At 32.8% G+C, this 22,250-nt stretch carries 19 protein-coding genes; 14 read left to right on the top strand and 5 right to left on the bottom strand.

Annotation, left to right across the window (positions count from 1 at the left end):
* The first annotated feature begins 122 nt into the window (after positions 1–122).
* A complete protein-coding gene (locus WC743_RS14200; RefSeq protein WP_373012766.1) occupies positions 123–887 on the top strand; it encodes a class I SAM-dependent methyltransferase in 765 nt (254 codons plus the stop codon).
* 49 nt (positions 888–936) lie between these two features.
* Here WC743_RS14200 and WC743_RS14195 read toward each other — a convergent pair whose 3' ends face one another.
* The 4 genes from WC743_RS14195 to WC743_RS14180 form a co-directional block, all read right to left on the bottom strand.
* Positions 937–2,298, bottom strand: a complete 1,362-nt coding sequence (locus WC743_RS14195) for an oligosaccharide flippase family protein (protein ID WP_373012764.1) — start codon at positions 2,296–2,298, stop codon at positions 937–939.
* A gap of 90 nt (positions 2,299–2,388) precedes the next feature.
* Positions 2,389–3,354, bottom strand: a complete 966-nt coding sequence (locus tag WC743_RS14190; protein WP_373012763.1) for a right-handed parallel beta-helix repeat-containing protein — start codon at positions 3,352–3,354, stop codon at positions 2,389–2,391.
* 73 nt (positions 3,355–3,427) lie between these two features.
* On the bottom strand, positions 3,428–4,201 hold the full coding sequence (locus WC743_RS14185) for a WecB/TagA/CpsF family glycosyltransferase (RefSeq protein ID WP_373012761.1): 774 nt from the start codon (positions 4,199–4,201) through the stop codon (positions 3,428–3,430).
* 390 nt (positions 4,202–4,591) lie between these two features.
* Entirely contained in the window at positions 4,592–5,320 is a 729-nt protein-coding gene (locus WC743_RS14180) for a ChbG/HpnK family deacetylase (protein WP_373012759.1), read from the bottom strand.
* 368 nt (positions 5,321–5,688) lie between these two features.
* On the opposite strand from WC743_RS14180, the gene WC743_RS14175 reads away from it, so the two are divergent.
* The 11 genes from WC743_RS14175 to WC743_RS14125 are packed head-to-tail and all read left to right on the top strand — an operon-like array spanning position 5,689 to position 19,520.
* Complete coding sequence (locus tag WC743_RS14175; RefSeq protein ID WP_373012757.1) at positions 5,689–6,465, top strand: polysaccharide biosynthesis/export family protein; 777 nt, start codon at positions 5,689–5,691, stop codon at positions 6,463–6,465.
* Positions 6,466–6,475: 10 nt separating this feature from the next.
* The gene (locus WC743_RS14170) at positions 6,476–8,902 is read left to right on the top strand and encodes a GumC family protein (protein ID WP_373012756.1); all 2,427 of its coding nucleotides are present in this window, start codon (positions 6,476–6,478) and stop codon (positions 8,900–8,902) included.
* Between the two features lie 36 nt (positions 8,903–8,938).
* Positions 8,939–9,988 carry an NAD-dependent epimerase gene (locus WC743_RS14165; RefSeq protein WP_373012754.1) on the top strand — a complete coding sequence of 350 codons (1,050 nt, stop codon included), beginning with the start codon at positions 8,939–8,941 and terminating at the stop codon, positions 9,986–9,988.
* 56 nt (positions 9,989–10,044) lie between these two features.
* Positions 10,045–11,394 carry an MATE family efflux transporter gene (locus WC743_RS14160; RefSeq protein ID WP_373012752.1) on the top strand — a complete coding sequence of 450 codons (1,350 nt, stop codon included), beginning with the start codon at positions 10,045–10,047 and terminating at the stop codon, positions 11,392–11,394.
* A gap of 10 nt (positions 11,395–11,404) precedes the next feature.
* Positions 11,405–12,880, top strand: a complete 1,476-nt coding sequence (locus WC743_RS14155; protein ID WP_373012750.1) for an O-antigen ligase family protein — start codon at positions 11,405–11,407, stop codon at positions 12,878–12,880.
* Between the two features lie 23 nt (positions 12,881–12,903).
* Positions 12,904–14,160, top strand: coding sequence for a glycosyltransferase family 4 protein (locus WC743_RS14150; protein ID WP_373012748.1), 1,257 nt, complete (start codon positions 12,904–12,906; stop codon positions 14,158–14,160).
* A 1-nt stretch (position 14,161) separates the two neighbouring features.
* On the top strand, positions 14,162–14,770 hold the full coding sequence (locus WC743_RS14145) for a DapH/DapD/GlmU-related protein (protein WP_373012746.1): 609 nt from the start codon (positions 14,162–14,164) through the stop codon (positions 14,768–14,770).
* 7 nt (positions 14,771–14,777) lie between these two features.
* Positions 14,778–15,950 (top strand): glycosyltransferase, encoded by a 1,173-nt coding sequence (locus WC743_RS14140; RefSeq protein ID WP_373012744.1) that lies wholly within the window; start codon positions 14,778–14,780, stop codon positions 15,948–15,950.
* On the top strand, positions 15,904–16,461 hold the full coding sequence (locus tag WC743_RS14135; RefSeq protein WP_373012742.1) for a serine acetyltransferase: 558 nt from the start codon (positions 15,904–15,906) through the stop codon (positions 16,459–16,461). Before WC743_RS14140 ends, WC743_RS14135 begins: the two co-directional genes overlap by 47 nt.
* 41 nt (positions 16,462–16,502) lie before the next feature.
* Entirely contained in the window at positions 16,503–17,609 is a 1,107-nt protein-coding gene (locus WC743_RS14130; protein WP_373012740.1) for a glycosyltransferase family 4 protein, read from the top strand.
* 36 nt (positions 17,610–17,645) lie between these two features.
* Positions 17,646–19,520 carry a right-handed parallel beta-helix repeat-containing protein gene (locus WC743_RS14125; RefSeq protein WP_373012738.1) on the top strand — a complete coding sequence of 625 codons (1,875 nt, stop codon included), beginning with the start codon at positions 17,646–17,648 and terminating at the stop codon, positions 19,518–19,520.
* 35 nt (positions 19,521–19,555) lie between these two features.
* Here the strand turns inward: WC743_RS14125 and WC743_RS14120 are convergent, their stop codons facing one another.
* The gene (locus tag WC743_RS14120; protein ID WP_373012736.1) at positions 19,556–20,314 is read right to left on the bottom strand and encodes a WecB/TagA/CpsF family glycosyltransferase; all 759 of its coding nucleotides are present in this window, start codon (positions 20,312–20,314) and stop codon (positions 19,556–19,558) included.
* A 297-nt stretch (positions 20,315–20,611) separates the two neighbouring features.
* Between WC743_RS14120 and WC743_RS14115 the strand changes: the two genes are divergently transcribed.
* The gene (locus WC743_RS14115; protein WP_373012734.1) at positions 20,612–22,021 is read left to right on the top strand and encodes an undecaprenyl-phosphate glucose phosphotransferase; all 1,410 of its coding nucleotides are present in this window, start codon (positions 20,612–20,614) and stop codon (positions 22,019–22,021) included.
* A 96-nt stretch (positions 22,022–22,117) separates the two neighbouring features.
* Positions 22,118–22,250 (top strand): GDP-mannose 4,6-dehydratase (locus WC743_RS14110; protein WP_373013049.1); only part of this gene is annotated, 133 nt, incomplete at its 3' end.

Here is a 22,250-nt window from a genome sequence, read left to right as displayed (position 1 = left end):
GAATAATAAATTATGCAAAATGTTCCATCAACTCAAAAAATCCGCTCCTATTACCCGGTTACGTATTTCGCTTTTTTGAATTGGCCAAATAATTTATACCTTGTAACCTGAAATAATAGTGAATGGAAATGATTGAACAGGTTAAACAGCAACAAAATGCTTTTGAAAAATTTTATGCACCTGAACAGAAATCCGAGTTCAATTTTCATATAACTAAGGATCCGCTAACTCGTTATATAAGAGATCGTAGGTTGTTAAAAGGCCTCGACGTTTTAAAAAAGCATCATGCAAACATTTTAAGCTGGAACGTTTTAATCACCTGCGGAGGAGTAGGTGGCGAAGGGCTCTTTTTAAAAAAATATGGTTTTAAATCGGTTACGGTATCTGATATTTCTGAAAATTCACTAAAAATTTGCAACCAGTTCGATCCAGAGATAACCACGTTAATACTTAATGGTGAAAACCTGGATGTCCCTGATAACTCTTATGATCTGGTAGTAGTTCAGGATGGATTGCATCACCTCCCAAGACCCGTTACGGGGTTTACCGAGATGCTGAGAGTGGCCAAAAAGGCGGTAATTGTTATAGAACCCTACGAAAGTTTAATAGGTAACCTTATTGGCACCAAATGGGAGGAACACGAAGGCGCATTAAATTTTGTTTACCGCTGGAATAAAAAGAGCATTACCAAAGCTGTTAATAGTTTTCTGCTTAAAGATTATAAATTAATTAAGGTGCTGAGATTTTGGGATCACAGCATGATGGTTTTTAAAATTGCTGGCAAACTCCCTAAATCTATGCAGTTAACTGCAGCTAAAATTATTTATGGCTTACTCTTGCCTTTTAACTTTTTAGGTAATATGATGGTGGCAGTAATCCTTAAATAGCTTAGTCAACACTATCGCCTAATGCGGTAAGCAGCCATAAATAAACTTATTACCTATTCCAGATGCCAGCAGCCCGCTTTTCTATGATCAGTTTACATTGCCACGTAATAAAAATGTTCATTATAAAGATTACCAGAATGTTGGCGATCACCAACCCAGGCAAACCAATCCCCTTAATTAAAAGTATAGAAAGCGGTATATTAATAATGCTTGTAGATAAAACCAATATTAACTGAACACGTAATTTGCCAACTCCATTAAGTAGGTAAATATGTATAACCATCCAGGTTTGAACAATGGTATACATAGCTATGGCCAGTGAAAGTGCATCAGGTATTGTAACCATTTCTTTAATCCAAAGCTTATAAAATATTCCTGAAAAAAGGTAAAGAATAATAGCAAGCAACGCAAAGCCCAGCCAGAGCATTCTCATTTTTTTGACAGATCGCTTTATCCAATCGAAATCATCACGAGCATAAGCATCGGTAAATGCGCTCCAGTATGGTGTTATTATTATTGTGAAGATAATGGTGATAATTGAAAAATACTTAAATGGGATATTAAAGGTAGTAACTTCATGTGGACCAAGTAACCGGGTAATTACAATGTTGTCTGTTTCATAAATTACCAATGCCCCCATCTGTATAAAGAAAAAGGCCCCGCCAATATTCAGCAGGTTTTTTGCCTGTTTCAAATAGATTGCCTTAAACCTTGGAACAAACGCTTTCAGGCTTGTACTAAATAAAAAAATGTTGGCCAACAACAGGACTAAAACCGGTGCCCCGGTTACTACCAAAACCAATAAATACAGGTTACTGGTAGTATACAGTGTTAAACCGTAGGTAAGTATGTAAGTTAACACCTGCCCAATCAATAGAATTAAAGACGATTTAAATGGCTGATGTATAGCAATTAATATACTGTTGATAGGCTGTAATACAAATTGAATACAGAAGGCTGTCAGTGTAATAATTAGTATAGGCCATATACTGAAATTAACAGATGACGGTGCCTTAAGCAGATCATTCCAGTTAAAGAATGTGCTGGCAATGAAAAATACGATAAATATTACCGATGCGATCAAAACCAACAGCGCATAGGTAGTGCTGATATCTTTAACCATATCATCATAATCATCTAATGCTAAGGCGTGTGCCAGTTTGTTACGTAAGCCGTTACTTAAACCTATATCAAAGGTACTTATCCATCCAACTAAGGAAGCAATGGTGATGTATATACCGTATTGGGTATTATTAAGATAGTTAATTGTTAAGGGTATCAGCATAAAACTAATGAGCACACTTATACCTTTTATTAAAAAAGTATAAATAATGTTCCGTTTTATTTTTAAAGTACGCTCATGACCAACGTTCAAAAAGGTTTGCACTTTATTTTTTATAAAGGATACCATTTTTAATTATTGATTAGGCTTTTCATAAACAACAGATAGGGATTCATGCTTATTGGTAAATTACAAATTTATATAAAGCGTTAACAATAACTATTGTTGGTTAATGATGTTAACAGGAAGGATATTGGCATTAATATTTGCTGCCCAAATGTTAGTTTCCCAGCCGATAACTTTACCACAATTGCCATTATTCCAGCTATCATTTGCCTTACCGGTTGAATCTGTCCATCGTATCTTATTATTACTTACGGTATTTAAAGCACAAACTGATTTATGCTGGTTCCATACGTATATACCAACATTGGTAAAGGATTGTTGCCTGCCGAATATTTTATTATTGATGATACGTATATTAGTCCCTCCGGCAATGGCCATACCATATTGGCCAGGATCAACCAGGATATTGTCTTTAGCTAACATATAAGATCCGCCGTTGTCGCCCAGCATAATGCCGCCACCTATCTTACTTGGCCCACCTCCACGTATCTGGTTACCAATAATTTGCACAGGATCATTTGGAGTGCCATTAGTTTTATACATATTAATAGCATCCTCTGGATGGCTTAAACCCAATATATTTTGACATTTGTTAAAATTAACCCTGTTACCATTACCATGCACCTCATCAAACTGCACTATTTGTCCTTTTGGGAAAGGGCCCTGCATATTCTTAAACTGACTGTTAATTACTTTGATTCCCTCACTTTTATACGCATAAACACCTGCGGCTGTATTTTCAAAATAGCAATTAGTAATTGTAACATTTTTACTGAACAAAATATTTACCCCATTTGCTTTTGAAAAGCGGATACGGCAATTTTTTATGGTAATGTTATAACAATGGGTTAGTTTTATACAATCTTTGCCAGAACCAGTTATATCAAGGCCGCTGATAACTTTATCGTGTACCCCTTCTATATTAATTGGCTTTGATACCGTATATGATACTTTGTGATTAATCTTACTGGCATCAGCCAAAAATTTTAAAGCACCATAAGCAGATACACCTAAAAAAACAAGTATAATAAGGTAAGTGATTTTTTTGCTGATAGTCATTTTATTATTTCAGCGGTTAAAACAACAGAAAGATAACGAAATGAAGATTCGGACTCAATAATAAGCAACAATATTAATGAGATTCGTCAATATATCTTTTTTTATTAGACAGCAGAATAAGCTTCTCTTTAAGTACCAGGTAAACAAATACAGGCCCATATAACAAATATCTTCGCCATAAATGATTAGGCTCATTTACAAGGCGAATAAACCATTCTAAACCTAAATTTATCCAAAATTTACTTGGCCGTTTTACAGTGCCCGAATAAAAATCAAAAACAGCGCCAACAGAACATATAACATTGGCATCCAATTTATTTTTATTGATAAAAACCCACTTTTCTTGTTTAGGGGCGGTCATTCCAACAAATAAAACATCCGGCTTAAAAGAATTTATGGAGGCTACCATAAGCGAATTATCAGCATCGTTAAACTCGGTTTTAAATGGCGGAGAATGTGTACCGACTTTAATTTCGGGGTATTCAATGGCCAGGCGCTTTTTTATCCCATCTAAAGTTTCTTCAGATGACCCAAGGTAAAAACAGCTACCACCTGTAGTGCTTAACTTTTTTAATATATGCTTATGCAGGTCGGCTCCTGCTATTTTTTTTATTTTTTTTCCTTTTAAAATTTTAGCTGCACCAACTATACCAATGCCATCAGGCAAAAGCATATCAGATTCCATTAGTACCCTTTTAAAGGTATCGTCCTTTTCGGCAATTATATAAGAATATTGGTTAAGCGTATTGATAACACATTTCGACTCCTGATTAATTTGATCAAATTGATCTAAGCTTGAGGTAAAAATTGAATAGTCAAATAATCTTAACGTTTCGTATCTATTCATTTTTATGAAATAGTAATAGCTTGTGCCCGGGATATGATAATATAATACATTTATATAAATACAAGTTACTGTTTTAAGCTATAAATAATTTTTATTAATAGCCAATGTTAATCAAAAATTCAAATTACGAAATTTAAACTAAATCTGATTTATGATTTCATAACTGTGTTACTTAATAAACCATCAATTCAAAATTATATAACAAGGGTTAAAATTATAAATTTTATAGATAAAATTAATCTTGTTCTAATAATTTATAAAAACATAGACAATTTAGTAGGTTTTTTACACTTTAAATAAATAATGAACTTCAACAGAAGTTATCTTGATCCAATTTAAAAATCCGTTCTGTAACTAAAGGCAGGCATCGTAAAAGCCAACACCTTCATACTATTCCTGCCGTTTTACAAAATTAATCCAATTTAGCATCGAGTCTTTGTCAAAATGGTCAGTTATATTTCCTTCTAAATCAAAATCAGGGTGTAGCATAATTTCAACAAAGTTATTTTGGTGACCATTCTGTTTTGCTAAAAACTTGTCGACTGTTTCAAAATAAGTCGAATAGCCAAGTTTGTTATTAACTATAATACGGTTAATATATTGCCGATATAAAAATTTAACGTAGCTATTTTCTTTATAAGTTTGTGCTAAACGTAATTTTAAATTAAAATGTCGGGCAGTCTTTATAAATAATTTATAAAACCCAGGCAAGGTATGTAAATGATAATGAGAATCAAGATGGATAACGGGTAATTTATTTGCAATTGCCAGGTTTATTTGAGCATGTATTTCTTTTATAAAGCCCTGCTTATCTTCATTATTAAAAAAGTTAAGTTTTTTACCTGTTTTAACTATGTCAAAATTGCCCTCGGCATCTAAATAACGTCTATTAATATTTGTAAGCGGCCTACCCTCGGCAAGGTTTACGTGTACACCTAAATTATGCATGCATGAGCTTGTATGTATAAGTTGCACGCTTTCTTGAAACCCTATTGTATTAGTTAAAACCGAAGCACTATTAATATATCCTTCTTCAAAACAATGTAGTATAGCCTTATTAACAGATGCATTTAAGCCAAGGTCATCAGCATTTGCTAATACATTACCGGGTATAGGCATATTAATTTATGATTAAAGATTTACGTAATATCAAGCAATAATGAAAAATAAAAATTTCGTAAATATAAGCGCTACATTAAATTTAAATGTTAAAAAAAACATAAATTTCACACTATTTTCACATTTATTTCCCTATTTTCGCACAATATAAATATTATTGAGAGCTATGCGAACGATTAAAATGCCATTTTCTTTTTCAAATAACAATAATCATTTCAGAATCATCACCCTGCTCTACGCCGCTAATATTTCATTGAATTCACTCAACTTAAAGTAACTAATAGTTAAAAATGACATTCATTTAAAATGAATTCACCATATATGATCATGTCAAAAAATCTCACCAATATATTTTCAAATTTCCAAATATGAACATAAAGCATTTATTATTCTTATCATTAATAGTTTTTGTTTTTACAAACTCTTCATGTACCAGTTATAAAAACATACCCTATTTTCAAAACATTAGCAGGGATAGCATAACAACAGAAAATATTGAAAACTATTCTCAGTTAACTATTCAGCCCGGAGACTTGTTAGGCATACATGTAACAAGTTTAAATAACGAGGCATCCGCTATCTTTAATTATAACCTTGAAAGACCATATGGCAATAGCAATTTGGACAGAGCTGAAGAAAATGCTGTTGTAGGCTATTTAGTAGATCCCGATGGTAAGATTACATTACCGAGTGTTGGCACTGTAAAAGTTACTGGTTTAACTACTTTCGCTATAGCAGAAATGTTAAAGGCCAAATTACTTGTTTATCTGAAAGAGCCTAATGTTAATGTGCGTATACAAAACTTTAAAATATCTGTACTGGGCGATGTTAAAAACCCAGGCACCTATACCATTATTAATGAGCGCATTTCGCTAACTGAGGCATTGAGCCGCGCCGGCGACCTAAATATCACAGGTATCCGTAACATACTTTTGATCAGAGAATTTGAAGGAAAAAGAACTTACGTACCAATAGACTTAACCTCCAAGAGTTTTGTTACATCGCCCTATTACTACTTAAAAAACAATGATGTTGTGTATGTTAAACCAAATCGTGCAAGATCTGAAGATAATGGTTCAACTTTCCAAAGAGCAGGTTTAATAGTATCTGTTTTGTCAATAATAGCTATTCTTTTACAAAGATAATTTATACACAATGAGCAAGAAAAACACCAACACTCAGGTAACTGCTTTTACGTTGCCTTCGTCAGATGGTTCATCAACGGACACAAGTAAACTTCTTAAAAAATATCTTTTTCATTGGCCGTTATTCATTTTAGGTGGTGCATTAGGAATATTGGCTGCATATTTCTATATACAGCGCACCAATCCTACTTATCCAATTTTAGCGACTCTTGAGTTTAAAACCCCGACAAGTTCAGACGGTACTGTTGTAAATAAAAGTGGCAGTGAGCAACAGCTTGACCCAATAAACAAACCTATTATTGTCGAGAATGAGATTGAAGTAATGCAATCTAAAAAGTTAATGTACCAAGTAGTTAATGATCTCGAATTATGGGCTTCGTACACTGAAAAGAAGTCTGGTAAAAATGTCGAGCTTTATAAAAACAGCCCAATAAAATTCAAATTTATTAAAGCTGATGGTTCCATTGATGGACAGGGCGAAAAATTATCGATCCTAATAAAGGATCAAAAATCTTTTACGCTTATAGACCAAGATAATGGAGATAAAAATTACAAATTTTCAAGCGCAATAAAAAGCGATTTTGGCACCTGGACATTACTTCCTACCGCAAATATAAACAGTTATATCGGAGCTAAAATAAACATTAAAGTTCAAGATCCTGATCTTGTTTCTGATAGTTACCAAACGAGGGTTAAAGTTGAACTGGAAAACAAAGATGCCCCATTTGTAAACTTATCAACCTCAGATGAGATCCCCGCTCGGGGGAAAGACATTCTTAATTCATTAATGGCCCTTTACCAAAAGGATGCAATTCTTGACAAAGGAAAAGAAGCACAAAACACGCTTAACTTTATCAACTCCCGCCTTGATTCCATTAATAAAGGCTTAAGTATCGCTGAAATTAATATTGAGCAATATAAAAGCAGCCAGGGAATGACTGACATATTTTCGCAAGCCCAAGGTTTCAGAGATATTAAACAAGCAAATACTAAGGCTCAAAATGACGTTGTTATACAATTAAAAATAATTGAAGAATTAGACAAATGGGCTAATTCACCTCAAAACGACGAGAAGCTACCTGCTACAAGTGCATATCTACAAGACCCCAGCCTTATGAGCTTGTATGACAAACTTACTACGCTTCAGTTAGAGCGCCAACAGTTATTGGCTACTACCCCAGAAACAAATCCTTTGTTTGATCCTATCAATAAACAAATAGCTTCATTACGCGATGCTTTTAAGGAGAAGATTCGCTCTATAAAAGCTTCTTTAATAGCGACCCAGGGTCAAATGAATAAATTTGATAATGGTATACAAACATCACTTAAAAAAATTCCGGATCAGGATAGAAAATACAACTCTATGAAAAGGGAACAAGAAAGTAAAGAAAGAATTTATACTTTCCTGTTAGAAAAGAAAGAGCAAGTTGCTTTAAGGTATGCATCTTCCATCTCAGATTCTGAAGTTGTGGACGATGCCCATGCCGGCAAAGCTAAATGGCCAAAGCCTGCTATAATATATCCTTTAGCATTAATATTAGGTATGGCGGGGGCAATTGGTTTAATTTATACTAGGGAAACATTAAATGAACGCATTATGCATCGTAAACAAATCGAAGATGTTGTAAGCGTTCCAGTTATTGGTGAACTCTCTTATCAGGAATCAAGCACGCCAATAGTGGTTACTGAGGGCAGAGGCAAATTTGCAATTGGTGAACAGTTCCGTGTATTAAGAACCAATTTGTTCCATCTCCATGACAATAATGACAGCGGACGTGTTACCTTGTTTACATCCAGCATTAGTGGCGAGGGAAAGAGTTTTGTTAGTTCTAACTTAGCTGTAACGCTTGCCTATGCAAAAAGAAAAACCATTATCTTGGAAATGGACCTTCGCAAGCCTAAAATATCTGGTGTGTTTAATTTATCTCCGGAGCACCCGGGTATTAGCGATTATTTGTCTGAAAAAACATTGGATTTAAGTAAACTAATACAGCCTTCTGGCATGACCGGGCTTGATGTTTTAGGTTGCGGACCAATTCTCCCTAACCCTTCTGAGCTACTTGAGAAAGATACGCTTGATAAATTAATTAACGAGCTCAAAAAGAGCTATGATGATATTTTAATCGACTCCCCTCCGATACACCTTGTAACAGACGCATTGATTATAGCAAGGGTTGTTGATGCATCTTTATATATGATACGCCAGGGCTTTACACATAAAGAGGAACTTGATTTCATTAATGAAATTGATGAATCAAAAAGGCTGCCTAAATATAGCCTGGTATTCAATGGTATCAAAAAAGAGAATTTCAGTTACAGCTATGGTTATAGCTATGGTTATGGTAATAGCTACGGTAACAGCTATTACAATTCATATGCCGACAAAACCAAAGAAAGCATCGGTGACAAAATTAAAGGATTCTTAAAAAGATTTTAATACAAAGTATCGTAAACGTTATCATTTAATAACATTATGAAAGTACTCATTACCGGAACAGCTGGCTTTATAGGCTTTCATTTAGCTAAAAAATTAATTGAGCAAGACATTTCTGTTGTTGGTGTCGATAACATAAATGACTACTACGATATTGAGCTAAAATATGCGCGGCTTGCAGAATGCGGAATAGACAAAGTTAACGTTAATTGGCATCGCGAAGTTACAAGTACCAAGTACAGTAACTATCGCTTCATTCGTATGAACATTGAGAGTAAGGGTGAACTTATGTCTCTTTGCCATAGGGAACAGTTTGATGTAATAGTACACCTGGCCGCACAGGCCGGTGTCCGTTACTCCATACTTAACCCCGATGCATATGCGCAATCAAACCTGGTGAGCTTTTTAAATATATTAGAAGTTAGCAGGCACAATCCTGTAAAGCATCTTGTATATGCAAGTTCATCAAGTGTATATGGGTTAAATTCAACTATGCCTTTTTCTGTACATGACAATGTTGACCACCCGGTATCATTATATGCGGCCAGTAAAAAAGCTAATGAGTTAATGGCGCATACATACAGCCACTTATATAAAATACCAACCTCGGGATTACGATTTTTTACTGTTTACGGGCCATGGGGAAGGCCTGACATGGCATACTTTTTATTTGCCGAAGCTATATCCAAGAAAGAGCCAATTCCGGTATTCAATCATGGTAAGATGAAAAGGGACTTTACCTATATAGATGATATTGTAAGTGGAATCATTAATGTAATGAATAGTCCGGCTCAACCTGATCAAAACTGGGATTCCAAGCATCCGGATCCGTCACGTTCAACTGCTCCTTATCGTATATATAATATAGGCAACAACAACCCTGTTGAACTGATGAGCTTTATTGGTGAAATTGAGAAAAGCATGGGCGAAAAAGCTATAATTGATTATAAAGGTATGCAGCCCGGTGATGTTACATCAACCTGGGCTAACGTTGATGATCTGATCAACAATTTCAATTATAAACCTACAACTTCCATAAAGGAAGGAATAGAAAAATTCATCAGATGGTACAAAGAATATTATGGGTAATTTTTTCCTGCTCGTTAAAGTTCATATGATTGATTTGATTTTAATATATGCAAATTATGGTTGAATCACTTAAAAGTAAAATATCATTGTTCCTCAATAAGGGCCATGAACGAACCTTAACAGCAAAAAAGAATGTAATTTCTTCACTATTAATTAAGGGTATCAGTATAATAATTAACTTAATTATTGTTCCATTTACTATTAATTATGTAAATCCGGAGAAATACGGCATTTGGCTTACAGTTAGTTCAATGATCCTGTGGTTCAATTTTTTTGACTTTGGTTTAGGGAATGGATTGCGGAACCAACTATCTGCAGCAATAGCCATAAAAGATAATATTACTATAAAGAAATTAATTAGCACTTCTTATGCATCACTTACAATTGTTGCATCAATTATTTGTGGTGTATTTTTGTTTGTCAATCACTTTATTAATTATGATGAAATATTAGGTATCTCGAGCGCTTATAGAATAGACGTTAGAAATCTAATGAATATTTTGGTTATTTTTTTCAGCGTACAATTTGTTCTTCAGCTCATAAATTCCATAAATTATGCATTTCAAAAAACTGCAAATGTCTCACTAACATTTTTAATAGGGAATATACTTTCATTTGTATTTATCATTATTTTTAAATACACTACAACCGGTAGCTTATTAAATTTGGGCGTTGCTTATTTTTCTGGAACATTAATCTCATTATTAGGAGCTAACTTTTATCTTTTTTTTAAAAATAAGGCTTTAATGCCATCCTTAAAGCAGGTTTCGTTTCAAAGTTCAAAGAGTATAATGAGTATAGGTGGCAAATTTTTCATCATACAACTTGCTGGAATTATTCAATATCAGTCTGACAATATTTTGATAAGTCGCTACTTCTCACCTACCAATGTTACACAATACAATATAGCTTATAAGTTATTCAGCGTTGTAATGATGGTTTTTGGAATTATTATGGCACCAATTTGGAGTGCTGTTACTGAAGCCAATATTAAAGAGGACTTTTCATGGATTAAAAGCACGGAAAAAAACTTATTGAAAATCTGGGGATATTTTTTTGTATTTTCTATTGCTCTTCTAATAATCTCTCCCTTAATATATAAAGTTTGGCTACATGACGTGGTTAAAATCCCATTTGTAACGAGTATAGGTATTATGTTATATATATCGTCCATGACTTACGGGATGATATATGTTCATATTTTAAATGGTTTAGGCAAATTAAAAACACAATTTTATATTTCCATAATAACTATGATAGTATTCATTCCTATAACTTACCTATTAGCTGTTAAATTGCAATTAGGGATAATTGGAATAAGCATGGGGTTAATTATTGCGAACTTCAATGGTTTAATAGCAGCACCTTTTGAATACAAAAAAATAATCAAAGAAAAACTAGCCTAAAACATTTTGGATGATTATAAATACCTATAAGCCCGAAAATTTAAGTTTAATAATTATAAAAATTATATTACTTATTATATGTGGCTCGTTTTCTTTTGAAGCTATAACTACGATCGGCCTTTCGTTCCTTATTCCTATAGTGGGTATACTGTATAGCAGCTTATATAGAAGAGACTTCTTTTCTTTCTTGTTGCAACTATTGGCTTGCAATCATTTTACATATGGCTCACAAGTTGGAGGGATATTTATATTAGGAGGAGGGCTATCACTTATACTTTATTTCTTTACACCCAAAATTAAGGATTATAGCCTTCCAAGCTCCACTTTGGGCCGTAACATAATCATTATTTTAATTTCTCTTTTTATTATTCAGTGCCTGTGCGTGTTTGTAGGTGAAGCACACTTTGAAATTATACCTAAAATAATTGCAACTTACTGTTTCTTTTTTATGCTGTTACTGGTATATCTTTTCAGTAAGATCTCTTTAACCACTTACGATATAAAAAGATTGATCATATGCATTTTTATATGTGCTTCTTATATGCTCCTTGTTTCAATAAATCAAAAATATTCATTCATACCAGGAAATGCGTTATTACCATCCTATAGAGAAAATGCAACGTTTGAATTAGGTGTATTTAGAAGCTCAGGTACACTACTTAATTTTGAAGCTTATGGCGAATATTCATTATCCATCATTGCTTTATTACTGCCTGGCATTTTAAGCGGTTCAATCAGAAAACTTGGTAAAGGGGTGCATTTTGCAGCAATTTTAACAATATTAATATCATTAATTGCAATTGCGCTGTCTGGTACAAGATCTTCTATTTTATTACTACCGCTCATAATAGTACTAATTACATTAAATTACTGGAAAAAAATTAAGCTTTATTATATAATCGCACCGATTGTATCGTTATTGATTTTTTTGGCTATCAACCCTCCCTCATTTTTAAATGCCAATATATTTAAACGTAAAGCGAGTTTTAAGATTGAAGATGTTTCGCTTGAAAAAATCCTAAATGGACAAGAGACCAACAGAGCTGTTGTGTATGAATATGGTTTTTATAAAATTTCTAAAAAATCTACCCTTATAGGTGAAGGCTATTATCCAACAAGAAATGAATATCATGCAGTTCATTTCGACAATACCAAATTCACCTATCCGGATTATCACAATTTGTATTTAAGTTTAATGGTTATATGGGGGCCTGTAGGGATGGCCTTATTATTAATTACTATATTTTACAGTATAATTAAAGGCATTTGGGTTTATAAGCAATCCAAGGCCAAGTTTAGTATAGTGACTGACTTATTATTTGGTTTCAATTTATTTTTCTTCTTTTTAATGTTAAACCAATATAAGATTCAATTTGTCCGTAATGTCAATTACTTTTTTATCATACTTATTTTTCTCGCATTATATTATTCCATCATTAATATTGCCAGTGGTAAAAGCAGTATGGTTATATATAAAAAAGGTTAGCGTAACATTAATGAAATGCAATTATGAAAGTATTATGGTTTACAAATACACCATGCTCTGCTGGTCAAAAACTGGGTAATAAGTCACCAGTAGGTGGTTGGTTAGTTTCTTTACAAAAACAATTGACAGAGCTTAAACCCGATATAGAGTTAGGAATTGCTTTTTTACATAGTGAACAGCTTGAAAAATTCACATTTGATTCATGTGAATTTTATCCAATATTTCAAAAAAATACCGGCTCAAAGATATCAAGATTTTGGAAACGACTAGTTAACTATGAAGATAACGAATTTATACTTCGGCAAATTACTCCAATTATAAATCAATTTAAACCAGATGTAATACATATACATGGCACTGAAGAATGCTTTGGATTATTACAAGATATCACCACCGTTCCTGTTGTGATATCTATTCAAGGTTTAATTAATCCGTACATTGAAAAATACTATTCAGGAATTTCAAAACAAGCAACGGATAAAAACGAAAAAATTTCCAGTAAATTATTATTGAATTCATACAGTTATAGATATGCGAACTTTCTAGCTAAGGCAAAAAGAGAAACGCAGATAATGCATCTAACAAAGAATTTAATTGGCCGCACAGACTGGGATAGAAGAGTAAGCAAAGTAATAGCACCTGGTAGTAAGTATTTTTTCAACAATGAAATATTGAGGGATTCATTTTACAGTGCTGCATGGAAAAATAACCTTGAACGTTCCGATAATTCATTTAAAATAATAACTACTGCCGGTGATAATCTATACAAAGGGTTTGAAACAATTGTTAAAACTTGCATGCTGCTTAAAAAGCACACCAACCTTCTTTTTGAGTGGATTGTAGTGGGGGTTAATAAAGATAGCAAGATAGTGCAGCTAGTGGAAAAAAGTTTAAGGATAGATTTAAAGTTGACGGGCATAATTTTCGCCGGTAAAAAAAACGAAACAGAGATTATAAGTTCATTTTTAAATGTTGATTTATATTGCCAGGTAAGCCATATTGAAAATAGCCCAAACAGTTTATGTGAAGCTATGATTTTGGGTATGCCTATTATAGCAACTTTTGCGGGCGGAACAAATAGTTTGATAGAAAATAACAAAGAAGGTATTTTAGTACAGGATGGGGATCATTATTCATTAGCTGGTGCAATATTAGAATGCAAAGACAATTATGAGAACGCAATAAGAATGTCCATTAATGCAAGGACAAGAGCACTTAAACGGCATGATCCAATAGGTATTACTGATGATTTAGTTAAAATTTATAATTGCATAATTTGAGATGAAGCAATGGAAAATTAATCGGGATGCCCTTCCTCACTTGATAGATGAAGCTTTACAATCATTGAAAATGGCGTTTAGTTCAATTATCAATAAAATGAACTTATTTTGGTGGGGTATAAAGGTTGGGGAGAATATAAAAACCCGGGGATTTATAAAAATAAAGCGAACACCGGGGAGCCAAATAAGCATAGGAAACAATTGCAAATTTATCTCTAAACCGGTTTATAATTTAATAGGAATTAATAGGCCATGTACCCTTGCAACCTTAACACCTATGGCAATTATTTCAATTGGAGATAACTGTGGTTTGAGTGGCACTGTAATAGGATCATTTAAGAACATTAAGATTGGTAATAATGTCAAGTGCGGCGCCAATACTTTAATTACTGATTCTGACTGGCATTTGGATGATCCAAGAAGTGGCCTAATTAAAGAGGTAGTTATCGAAGATAATGTTTGGCTTGGTGTTAACGCTATAGTACTTAAAGGAGTTACAATTGGTGCAAATAGCGTAATTGGCGCAAATAGCGTTGTTACTAAAAACATTCCTTCAAATGTAATAGCAGCTGGTAATCCTTGCACGATAATTAAAACAATTAATGATTAGTTAGTAGATGAATATTAATTTAATAACCAGCGTTACCGGTTTTCCTCATGGGACAGCAACAGCAAACAGAATTAAGATGATTGCTAAAGCTTTAATTAATCAAGGTAATCATTTTTGTGTCTATACAAATTGCTTTTTGTTTAACAAGTATAATACACTACCTAAAGGCCAATATGAGGGCATTGACTTTTTATATCTGCACGGCCATACTGAAGAAATCAATAGTAACCTTAAGAAATTGCTTTTATTTCTAAAAGGAATTATTAGATTACATCATGTTATTTCCAAGCTTGATCCTAAAATTGATATAATATATATTTGTGCCCAAGGCAAAATCTTTAACGTTATAACGATATTATTATCGAAATTATATAGAATAAAAGTTATAGAGGAGATAAACGAATGGAATCACGTTGTTTTAAATCGTAAGATTGAAAAAATCATCAACGAAGGTCCCCTCATCAAGTGGACCGATGGCGCAATTGTTATTTCTAATAAGCTTGATCGAACTATTAAGGCCATTGTTCCTAACTATACTACTATTTTAATACCAGTTTTAGAAGATGCTGAAAAATTCAATAGGCTAACACCTGTAAAAGAAAACATCTCTCAATATTGCTTTTGGATGGGGCTCGTTGATGGATATTTACATGACATTCTTTTTATAATTAAGGGTCTTGGATTAGCCTACAAAAATGGCTATAATTATAATTTTACGATATCCGGCCCCTATAATCAAGATTCGTTAAATAAAATTATCAACAATGCTGCCGAATTTGGATACCCTTTTCAGAACATAAATTTACTTGGTTATATTAGTGAAGACGAACTAATGAATCAATGTAAAAATGCACATTTTTATATTGTCCCTTTGGCTGATGACATACGGTCACAATCTCGATTCCCTACCAAGGTTGCCTCATATATGTTTTGTGGTAAGCCTATACTGACCTCTAAAATTGGTGAAGTTGGATCTCTTTTGGAGGATTACTATAACGTACTATATTATACTCCAGACGATTTTAACAGTTTAAGCGAAAAAATTAAACTTTTAAGCACTAACGTGCATCTATATAAAACTATATGTACTAATACCACCAAATTTGCAATTAACAACTTTGATTATAAAATTTATGGTAACAGAATACATACCTTCTTTAGCGAAATTTTATCTAAATAGTTATAATAATTTTACAATAAATAATATGTCTTATATCTTTCAAGATTGGAAAAGAAATAATAACAATACCAAAGGCAAAATTATTACTTCTTTATTTCGATTAGCACATACCATCTCTTCAAAGAAATACTTAAAATATATATTGTTTCCATATCTACTTTTTTATAGGTTTTTTGTTGAATGGCTGTTAGGGATTGAGTTGCCTTGGCATACAAAAGTTGGAAGCGGATTAATTGTATATCATGGACAATCAATTGTCGTTAACAAAAATTCAATAATAGGTTACAATTGCACAATGAGACAATGTTTAACAATTGGCAACGCAAAAAAAAATGGAAAAAGCCCCACTATTGGGAACAATGTTGAGATTGGAGCTAATGTGTGCATTATAGGTGACATTACTATAGGGGATTACGTTACCATAGGTGCAGGATCTGTGGTTGTCAAAAATATCCCTCCTCATTCAATAGTTGTTGGCAATCCGGCTCGGGTAATCAATACAATGTCATAAATACTAATTAATACTACTTTTTATATTAACTAAATAACAAATTGGAAAAGACAAATGACGGCACGGTTATTTTTTATGGTTCAATAGGAGCAAAAAAGAAGGATATTATTGGTGGTGGGGAATCCGGAAATAGGAAAACAGTAGCCATTTTAAAAGAACTTCAATTTAATGTAATAATAGTTGAGAAACCATATCCCTTAAAAACACCAGTTTTAAGAAACATAATTTATCCATTCCAACTTTTTTTATCGATTATACACTTTTGCGTATTACTAATAAAAACGAAGGGGAAAAAATCTTCACACATAATTGGCTTTTATAACTACCTTATTTATTTTGAATATCTATTGGTAATTCTTTCCAGATGTCTTCGGGTTAACCCTGTATATGAGATAAGGGCTGGCGGTATGATTGAAGCTTATAAATCCGGAACATTCATATATCGTATGTTTTTTAAGGCTACTATTAAAAATTCCAATAAGGTGTTATGTCAGGGAAAAGAGTATGTGTCGTTTTTGAATACGCTCACTGTCAACAAATTCTATTATTATCCCAATTATGTTTTAAATGAGGACTTAGATAATTATAATTCAAACTTGCGAGAGTTGGAAAATGATATAAGATTAGTTTATTTTGGTAGAATCACACCTTCAAAAAATATTGAGTTTATAATCGAAATTTGCCACATATTAAGAAATAAGAATATAGGGTTTTCATTAGAGATTATTGGTGGCGGAGAAATTGGTTATAGAAATTCTTTAATTAAGTTAATTGACAACTATAATTTAGCAAACTATATTAAGATCACTCCCCCTACTGCACACAAACAACTAGTAGAAATTTTAAAACAAAAGCATTTTTTTATTTTTCCAACTGTTGAAAAAAGGGAAGGTCATTCCAACTCTTTAACAGAAGCTATGAGTGTAGGCGTTGTACCTATTGCAAGCGATATTGGATTCAACAGTTCGGTAATTTCAGAAAAACAATTAATTGTTGAACGATTTGATCCTGAACTTTATGCAAAAAAAGTTCTCCAAATATGGAATGATAAATCATGGCCATCTTTTTCAATAGATGTATACAATAATGTTTGTAGAAATTTCACCGAAAATATTGTAAGTAAGACAATTTTTGAAGTCCATTCATAGTTTGTATACTAACAGTACATTTTAGTTAGTTCTATTATGAAAACAATTTGTAAAGACCAGAAGAAAGCCAAGACCAATGAAAAAAGCAGAGTTCATCATCGTAATGAAATTATACTTTCCTGCCTGCTTTTCCTTCTTTGTATTACATATTTTCCTTGTAATCTGTTAGCACAAACCAATTCAACGTATTATGTAGATGCTAGTTTAGGTAACGATTTAAATAGCGGGAACAACATAACTAGTCCTTGGAAAACTCTGGAAAAAGTAAATAGCTTCCGTTTTAGGCCCGGTGATAAAATATTATTTAAACGTAATGAAACTTTTAATGGACATTTAAATATCAAACTTAACGGGGATGTAAATAACTTCATAACATTTAGCGCTTATGGATCTGGCAAAAATCCAATTATTAGTGGTTTCGTTCCAATTTCAGATTGGAAAAAATTAGGAGATGGTATATGGGAGTCAGACTGTCCCTTGGTTGGATCTACATTAAATATGGTTTTAGTTAACAACCGTCAAAAAGCTATAGGCCGTTACCCAAACATAAACAGTGCAAATGGCGGATATTTAACCTATGAATCGCATGCAGGAAATAATTCAATTATTGATAATGAACTAAGTGACTCAATTAACTGGACGGGCGCCGAAATAGTGGTAAGACGAACAAATTGGATACTTGATCGAGGAACAATATTATCACAATTATCTCATAAATTAACTTATACAACACTCTTTCATTATCCATTTAGAGATGGTTTTGGTTATTTCATTCAAAATGACTCACGCACACTCGATCAATTGGGCGAATGGAGTTATAATCCCGTTAAAAAGAAGATACAAATGTATTTCGGAATCAACAATCCAAAAAATTACGCTGTTAAGGTTAGTGAAACTGATGAACTGGTAAATGTAAAGGGGAGCTTTATTGTTATTAAAAACTTAACCTTACAAGGCTCTAATACTTCCATCTTAAAAATTGACAATTCAAATAGTGTAATTATTGCAAGTAATGAACTTAAATACTCCGGAAAGGATGGAATCATAGAAGATGGGAATCATATAGAGATTAGAAACAATAAAATTAACTACTGCAATAACATCGGAATAAATGGGAAAAACTGCCCAAATGGAATTTTTAAAAACAATATTATATCAAACATAGGTTTGATTCCTGGGATGGGGACAAGATATTCAGCAGTAGAGCTTTACGGTGACAACATCATTATCACTGATAACAAGATAACTAAGTGCGGATATGACGGAATAAAATTAAACGGAAATAATGCACTGATTAAGAATAATACCATTTCTTATTTTACAATGACGGTGGATGATGGAGGAGGTATCTATTTAGATAGACCGCAATTTAAAGATAGAAAAGTTATAAATAATACTATTTCGTATGGAGTTGGTGCTCCACTCGGCACAAATAGTCAAACAGCTTTTTCATCTGAGGGCATTTACGCCGATGATAGTACGTCAGTTATAAGTATTATTGGAAATGTGGTGTCAAATATATCCGGGCATGGAATTAAAATACATAATGCGCATGATATAACAATAACAAACAATGTTCTATATGATAATAAAGTTCAATTGATATTGGATCACGATAACAACCCCGCGGGGGGGACTATTCGTAACATAATTGTTAAAAAAAATACTATGGCTTCAACCTCAGAAAAGCAGATGAATTTATTACTTTCAAGTACCGCAGATGACATAGGACTTTATGGATCAATAGACAGTAATTCTTACAGCGAACCAATCGGAGTTAAAAAAACATACATAATGACACGAATATTGAAAAGTTCAGAAAAAGGTTTTGATCTGTTAAATTGGGCGGATAAATACTCTTTTGATAAAGGATCAAAGAATATTTTATTTAAACGGGCAAAACGTAAATAGCAAATTAAATGCTACGAAGTGTAGTGCTTCTCTAATTACCTTAACTTTTGTGACAAAATGTGTGGAAAGATTAGGGGCGCCTCAATAAAATATCTTCTAAAAAGTCTTTTAGGTTCGTTAATAAATCTAAATAGCCATTCCAAACCACGCTTTTGCATCCAAACAGGTGCTCTACTAATTAAACCAGCAGAAACCTCAAATGCTCCACCCACGCCTATTGCAATATTAACATCGAGCTTATCTAAATGTTCAAATATCCAAAAATCTTGCTTTGGTGCGGTAAGGCTAACCCAAAGTACATTAGGCTTTGCAGTATTGATCATATTAATCATCTTTAAATTCTCTTCATCAGAAAATCTTTCAGCAAAAGGCGGAGAATATACACCTACAATTTTGATTCTCGGGTAGTCTGTTTCAAACTTTGATCTAAGAATTTCTGCTACCCCCTCCTTTGCCCCAAGTAAAAACATTGAGTGGCCTTCTTCTGCACACTTTTCAGCAAACTTAGGCAAAAGGTCAAGTCCTGTAATTCTTTCTTTTATTGGAGTACTCAAAAATTTCGACATCCAGATCAAAGGTACACCATCACAAAAAGCAATATCAGCAGTATTATATAGGTCTTTTAACTTTTGATCATCCTGTGCCCATACCAAACAATTGACAGGTGTTACACACACTCGAATCTTACTACTTTCTTTTATTGCACTGTTTAATACATGAATAGCCTCGTTGAAATATAAATTACTAATTCCAATTCCGGCAATATCAATTTTATGTGTTAATGTGTTGTTCATAATAATTACTTGCAAATAAAACGTGTATATAATCCTTCCTATCAAAAACAAATATAGTAAATCGTATACTAGCAATAGAAATAAGTATTTATTTGAACATTAATTTTACATGTACTTAATGTATCTGATCATCATAGCCGTTTGTTGGGTATAAACTTAGACAACTATTTGACAAAGACGCCATATCACACGAAAAAATTAAAATTATGTCAACGTCTTGTGCTTTTTATTAAAATAATAAGTAACTTTATCCTATTATAATGAAAATCATAAAATTTATATTTTCTGTATTTATGTATGAATTTACGGCATAAAAAGCAATTTAATTTTTTCAGATTTTTCAATGAAGCCTTTGTTTTAACATTAAGTTTTGGACTAGCTTGTGTAATTCTCGAGTACATTTATAAGTCTCATCTGGCATTATTTAATTTATGGATGCTACCTATTTTGATCATTGGTTGGTATTTTTCATCAAGTGGCAATCATAGTGACAACTTCGATACAAGAACTTTCCTAGCGAGCCTATATAAAACTGCTAACGGTATATTTATTCAGTTTTGCCTAGTTGTACTATTCTTTTTTTCGGCGCATCAAACCTATAATACAAGGCGGTTCTTAGTTATATATATAGGTTTACTGTCAATATTTATACCATTAGAAAAAATACTGTATAAAAAACTAATGCTCTTTTTACACAATACCGGTGTTCACAAAAAAAAGATCTTAATTGTTGGTGCTGGTAAAATTGGCTTAGAATTTTCAGACGTAATTAAAAAAAATATCCATCTTGGTTACGAAATAGTTGGTTTTTTAGATGATGAAAAAAAGGCTGCTTTAAATGGACAATATCTTGGTAAAATTGACCACATAGACGATTATATAACTAATAATATGTCGGATGTAGATGAAGTTGTAATTGCCCTTCCAAATACTGCACATCATAAAATAAAACACATTGCAAATATTGTAGGAAACCATGCCGTAAAGCTGCGTATTATACCGGCCTATCATGATCTAATCAGTTCACAATATAATATCGGTGTTTATAATGGTTTTCCCATGATAACCATTAGAAATGAACCATTAGACGATATTCATTTAAGAACTATTAAAAGGCTGTTCGACATTATCTTTAGCACATTTGTTTTATTATTTATATGTTCATGGTTATTTCCAATCATTGCTATACTTATTAAACTTACATCTGACGGTCCTGTGTTTTTTGTGCAAGAACGATGGGGGAGAAAGAACCAAAAGATAAGATGCTTTAAATTCCGTTCTATGTATACGAATTCAAAGGATATTAATTTAAACAACGGCAAATATCAGCAAGCTAAAAAATCAGACGCAAGAATAACTAAAGTAGGCGCCTTTTTACGTAAATCAAGTCTTGATGAATTCCCACAATTTGCAAATGTATTTATCGGGAACATGTCTGTAGTTGGGCCAAGGCCACACCCCACACCACTAAATATTGAATCAAAGGAAATAATAGAGAATTACCTTGTAAGGCATTTGGTTAAACCGGGTATCACTGGTTGGGCTCAGGTTAATGGTTTTAGAGGGGAAACTTCGGAACCGTCAATGATGAAAAGCAGAGTGAATTATGATATTTGGTATATCGAAAATTGGACATTTTTATTAGATTTGAGGATTATATTCCTTACATTTTGGAAAACACTGGTAGGTGATAAGAATGCTTTTTAATAGACTTTATTCATAATACAATAATTAATTAATATTCATAAGCTGGTAATTTCACAAGCTGTGAAAAGTTTATCGTTTACATATCACAATCTTTAAATGAGCAAAAAAGTAGCACTAATAACAGGTATAACCGGACAGGATGGAGCATATCTTGCCGATTTATTATTATTAAAAGGATACGAAATTCATGGTATAAAACGCCGTAGTTCGTTATTTAACACCGAACGGA

Source organism: Mucilaginibacter sp. (assembly GCF_041660805.1).
GTDB lineage: Bacteria > Bacteroidota > Bacteroidia > Sphingobacteriales > Sphingobacteriaceae > Mucilaginibacter.
The sequence above is the reverse complement of the archived record's forward strand: the minus strand, read 5'-3'. Positions and strand labels throughout refer to the sequence as shown.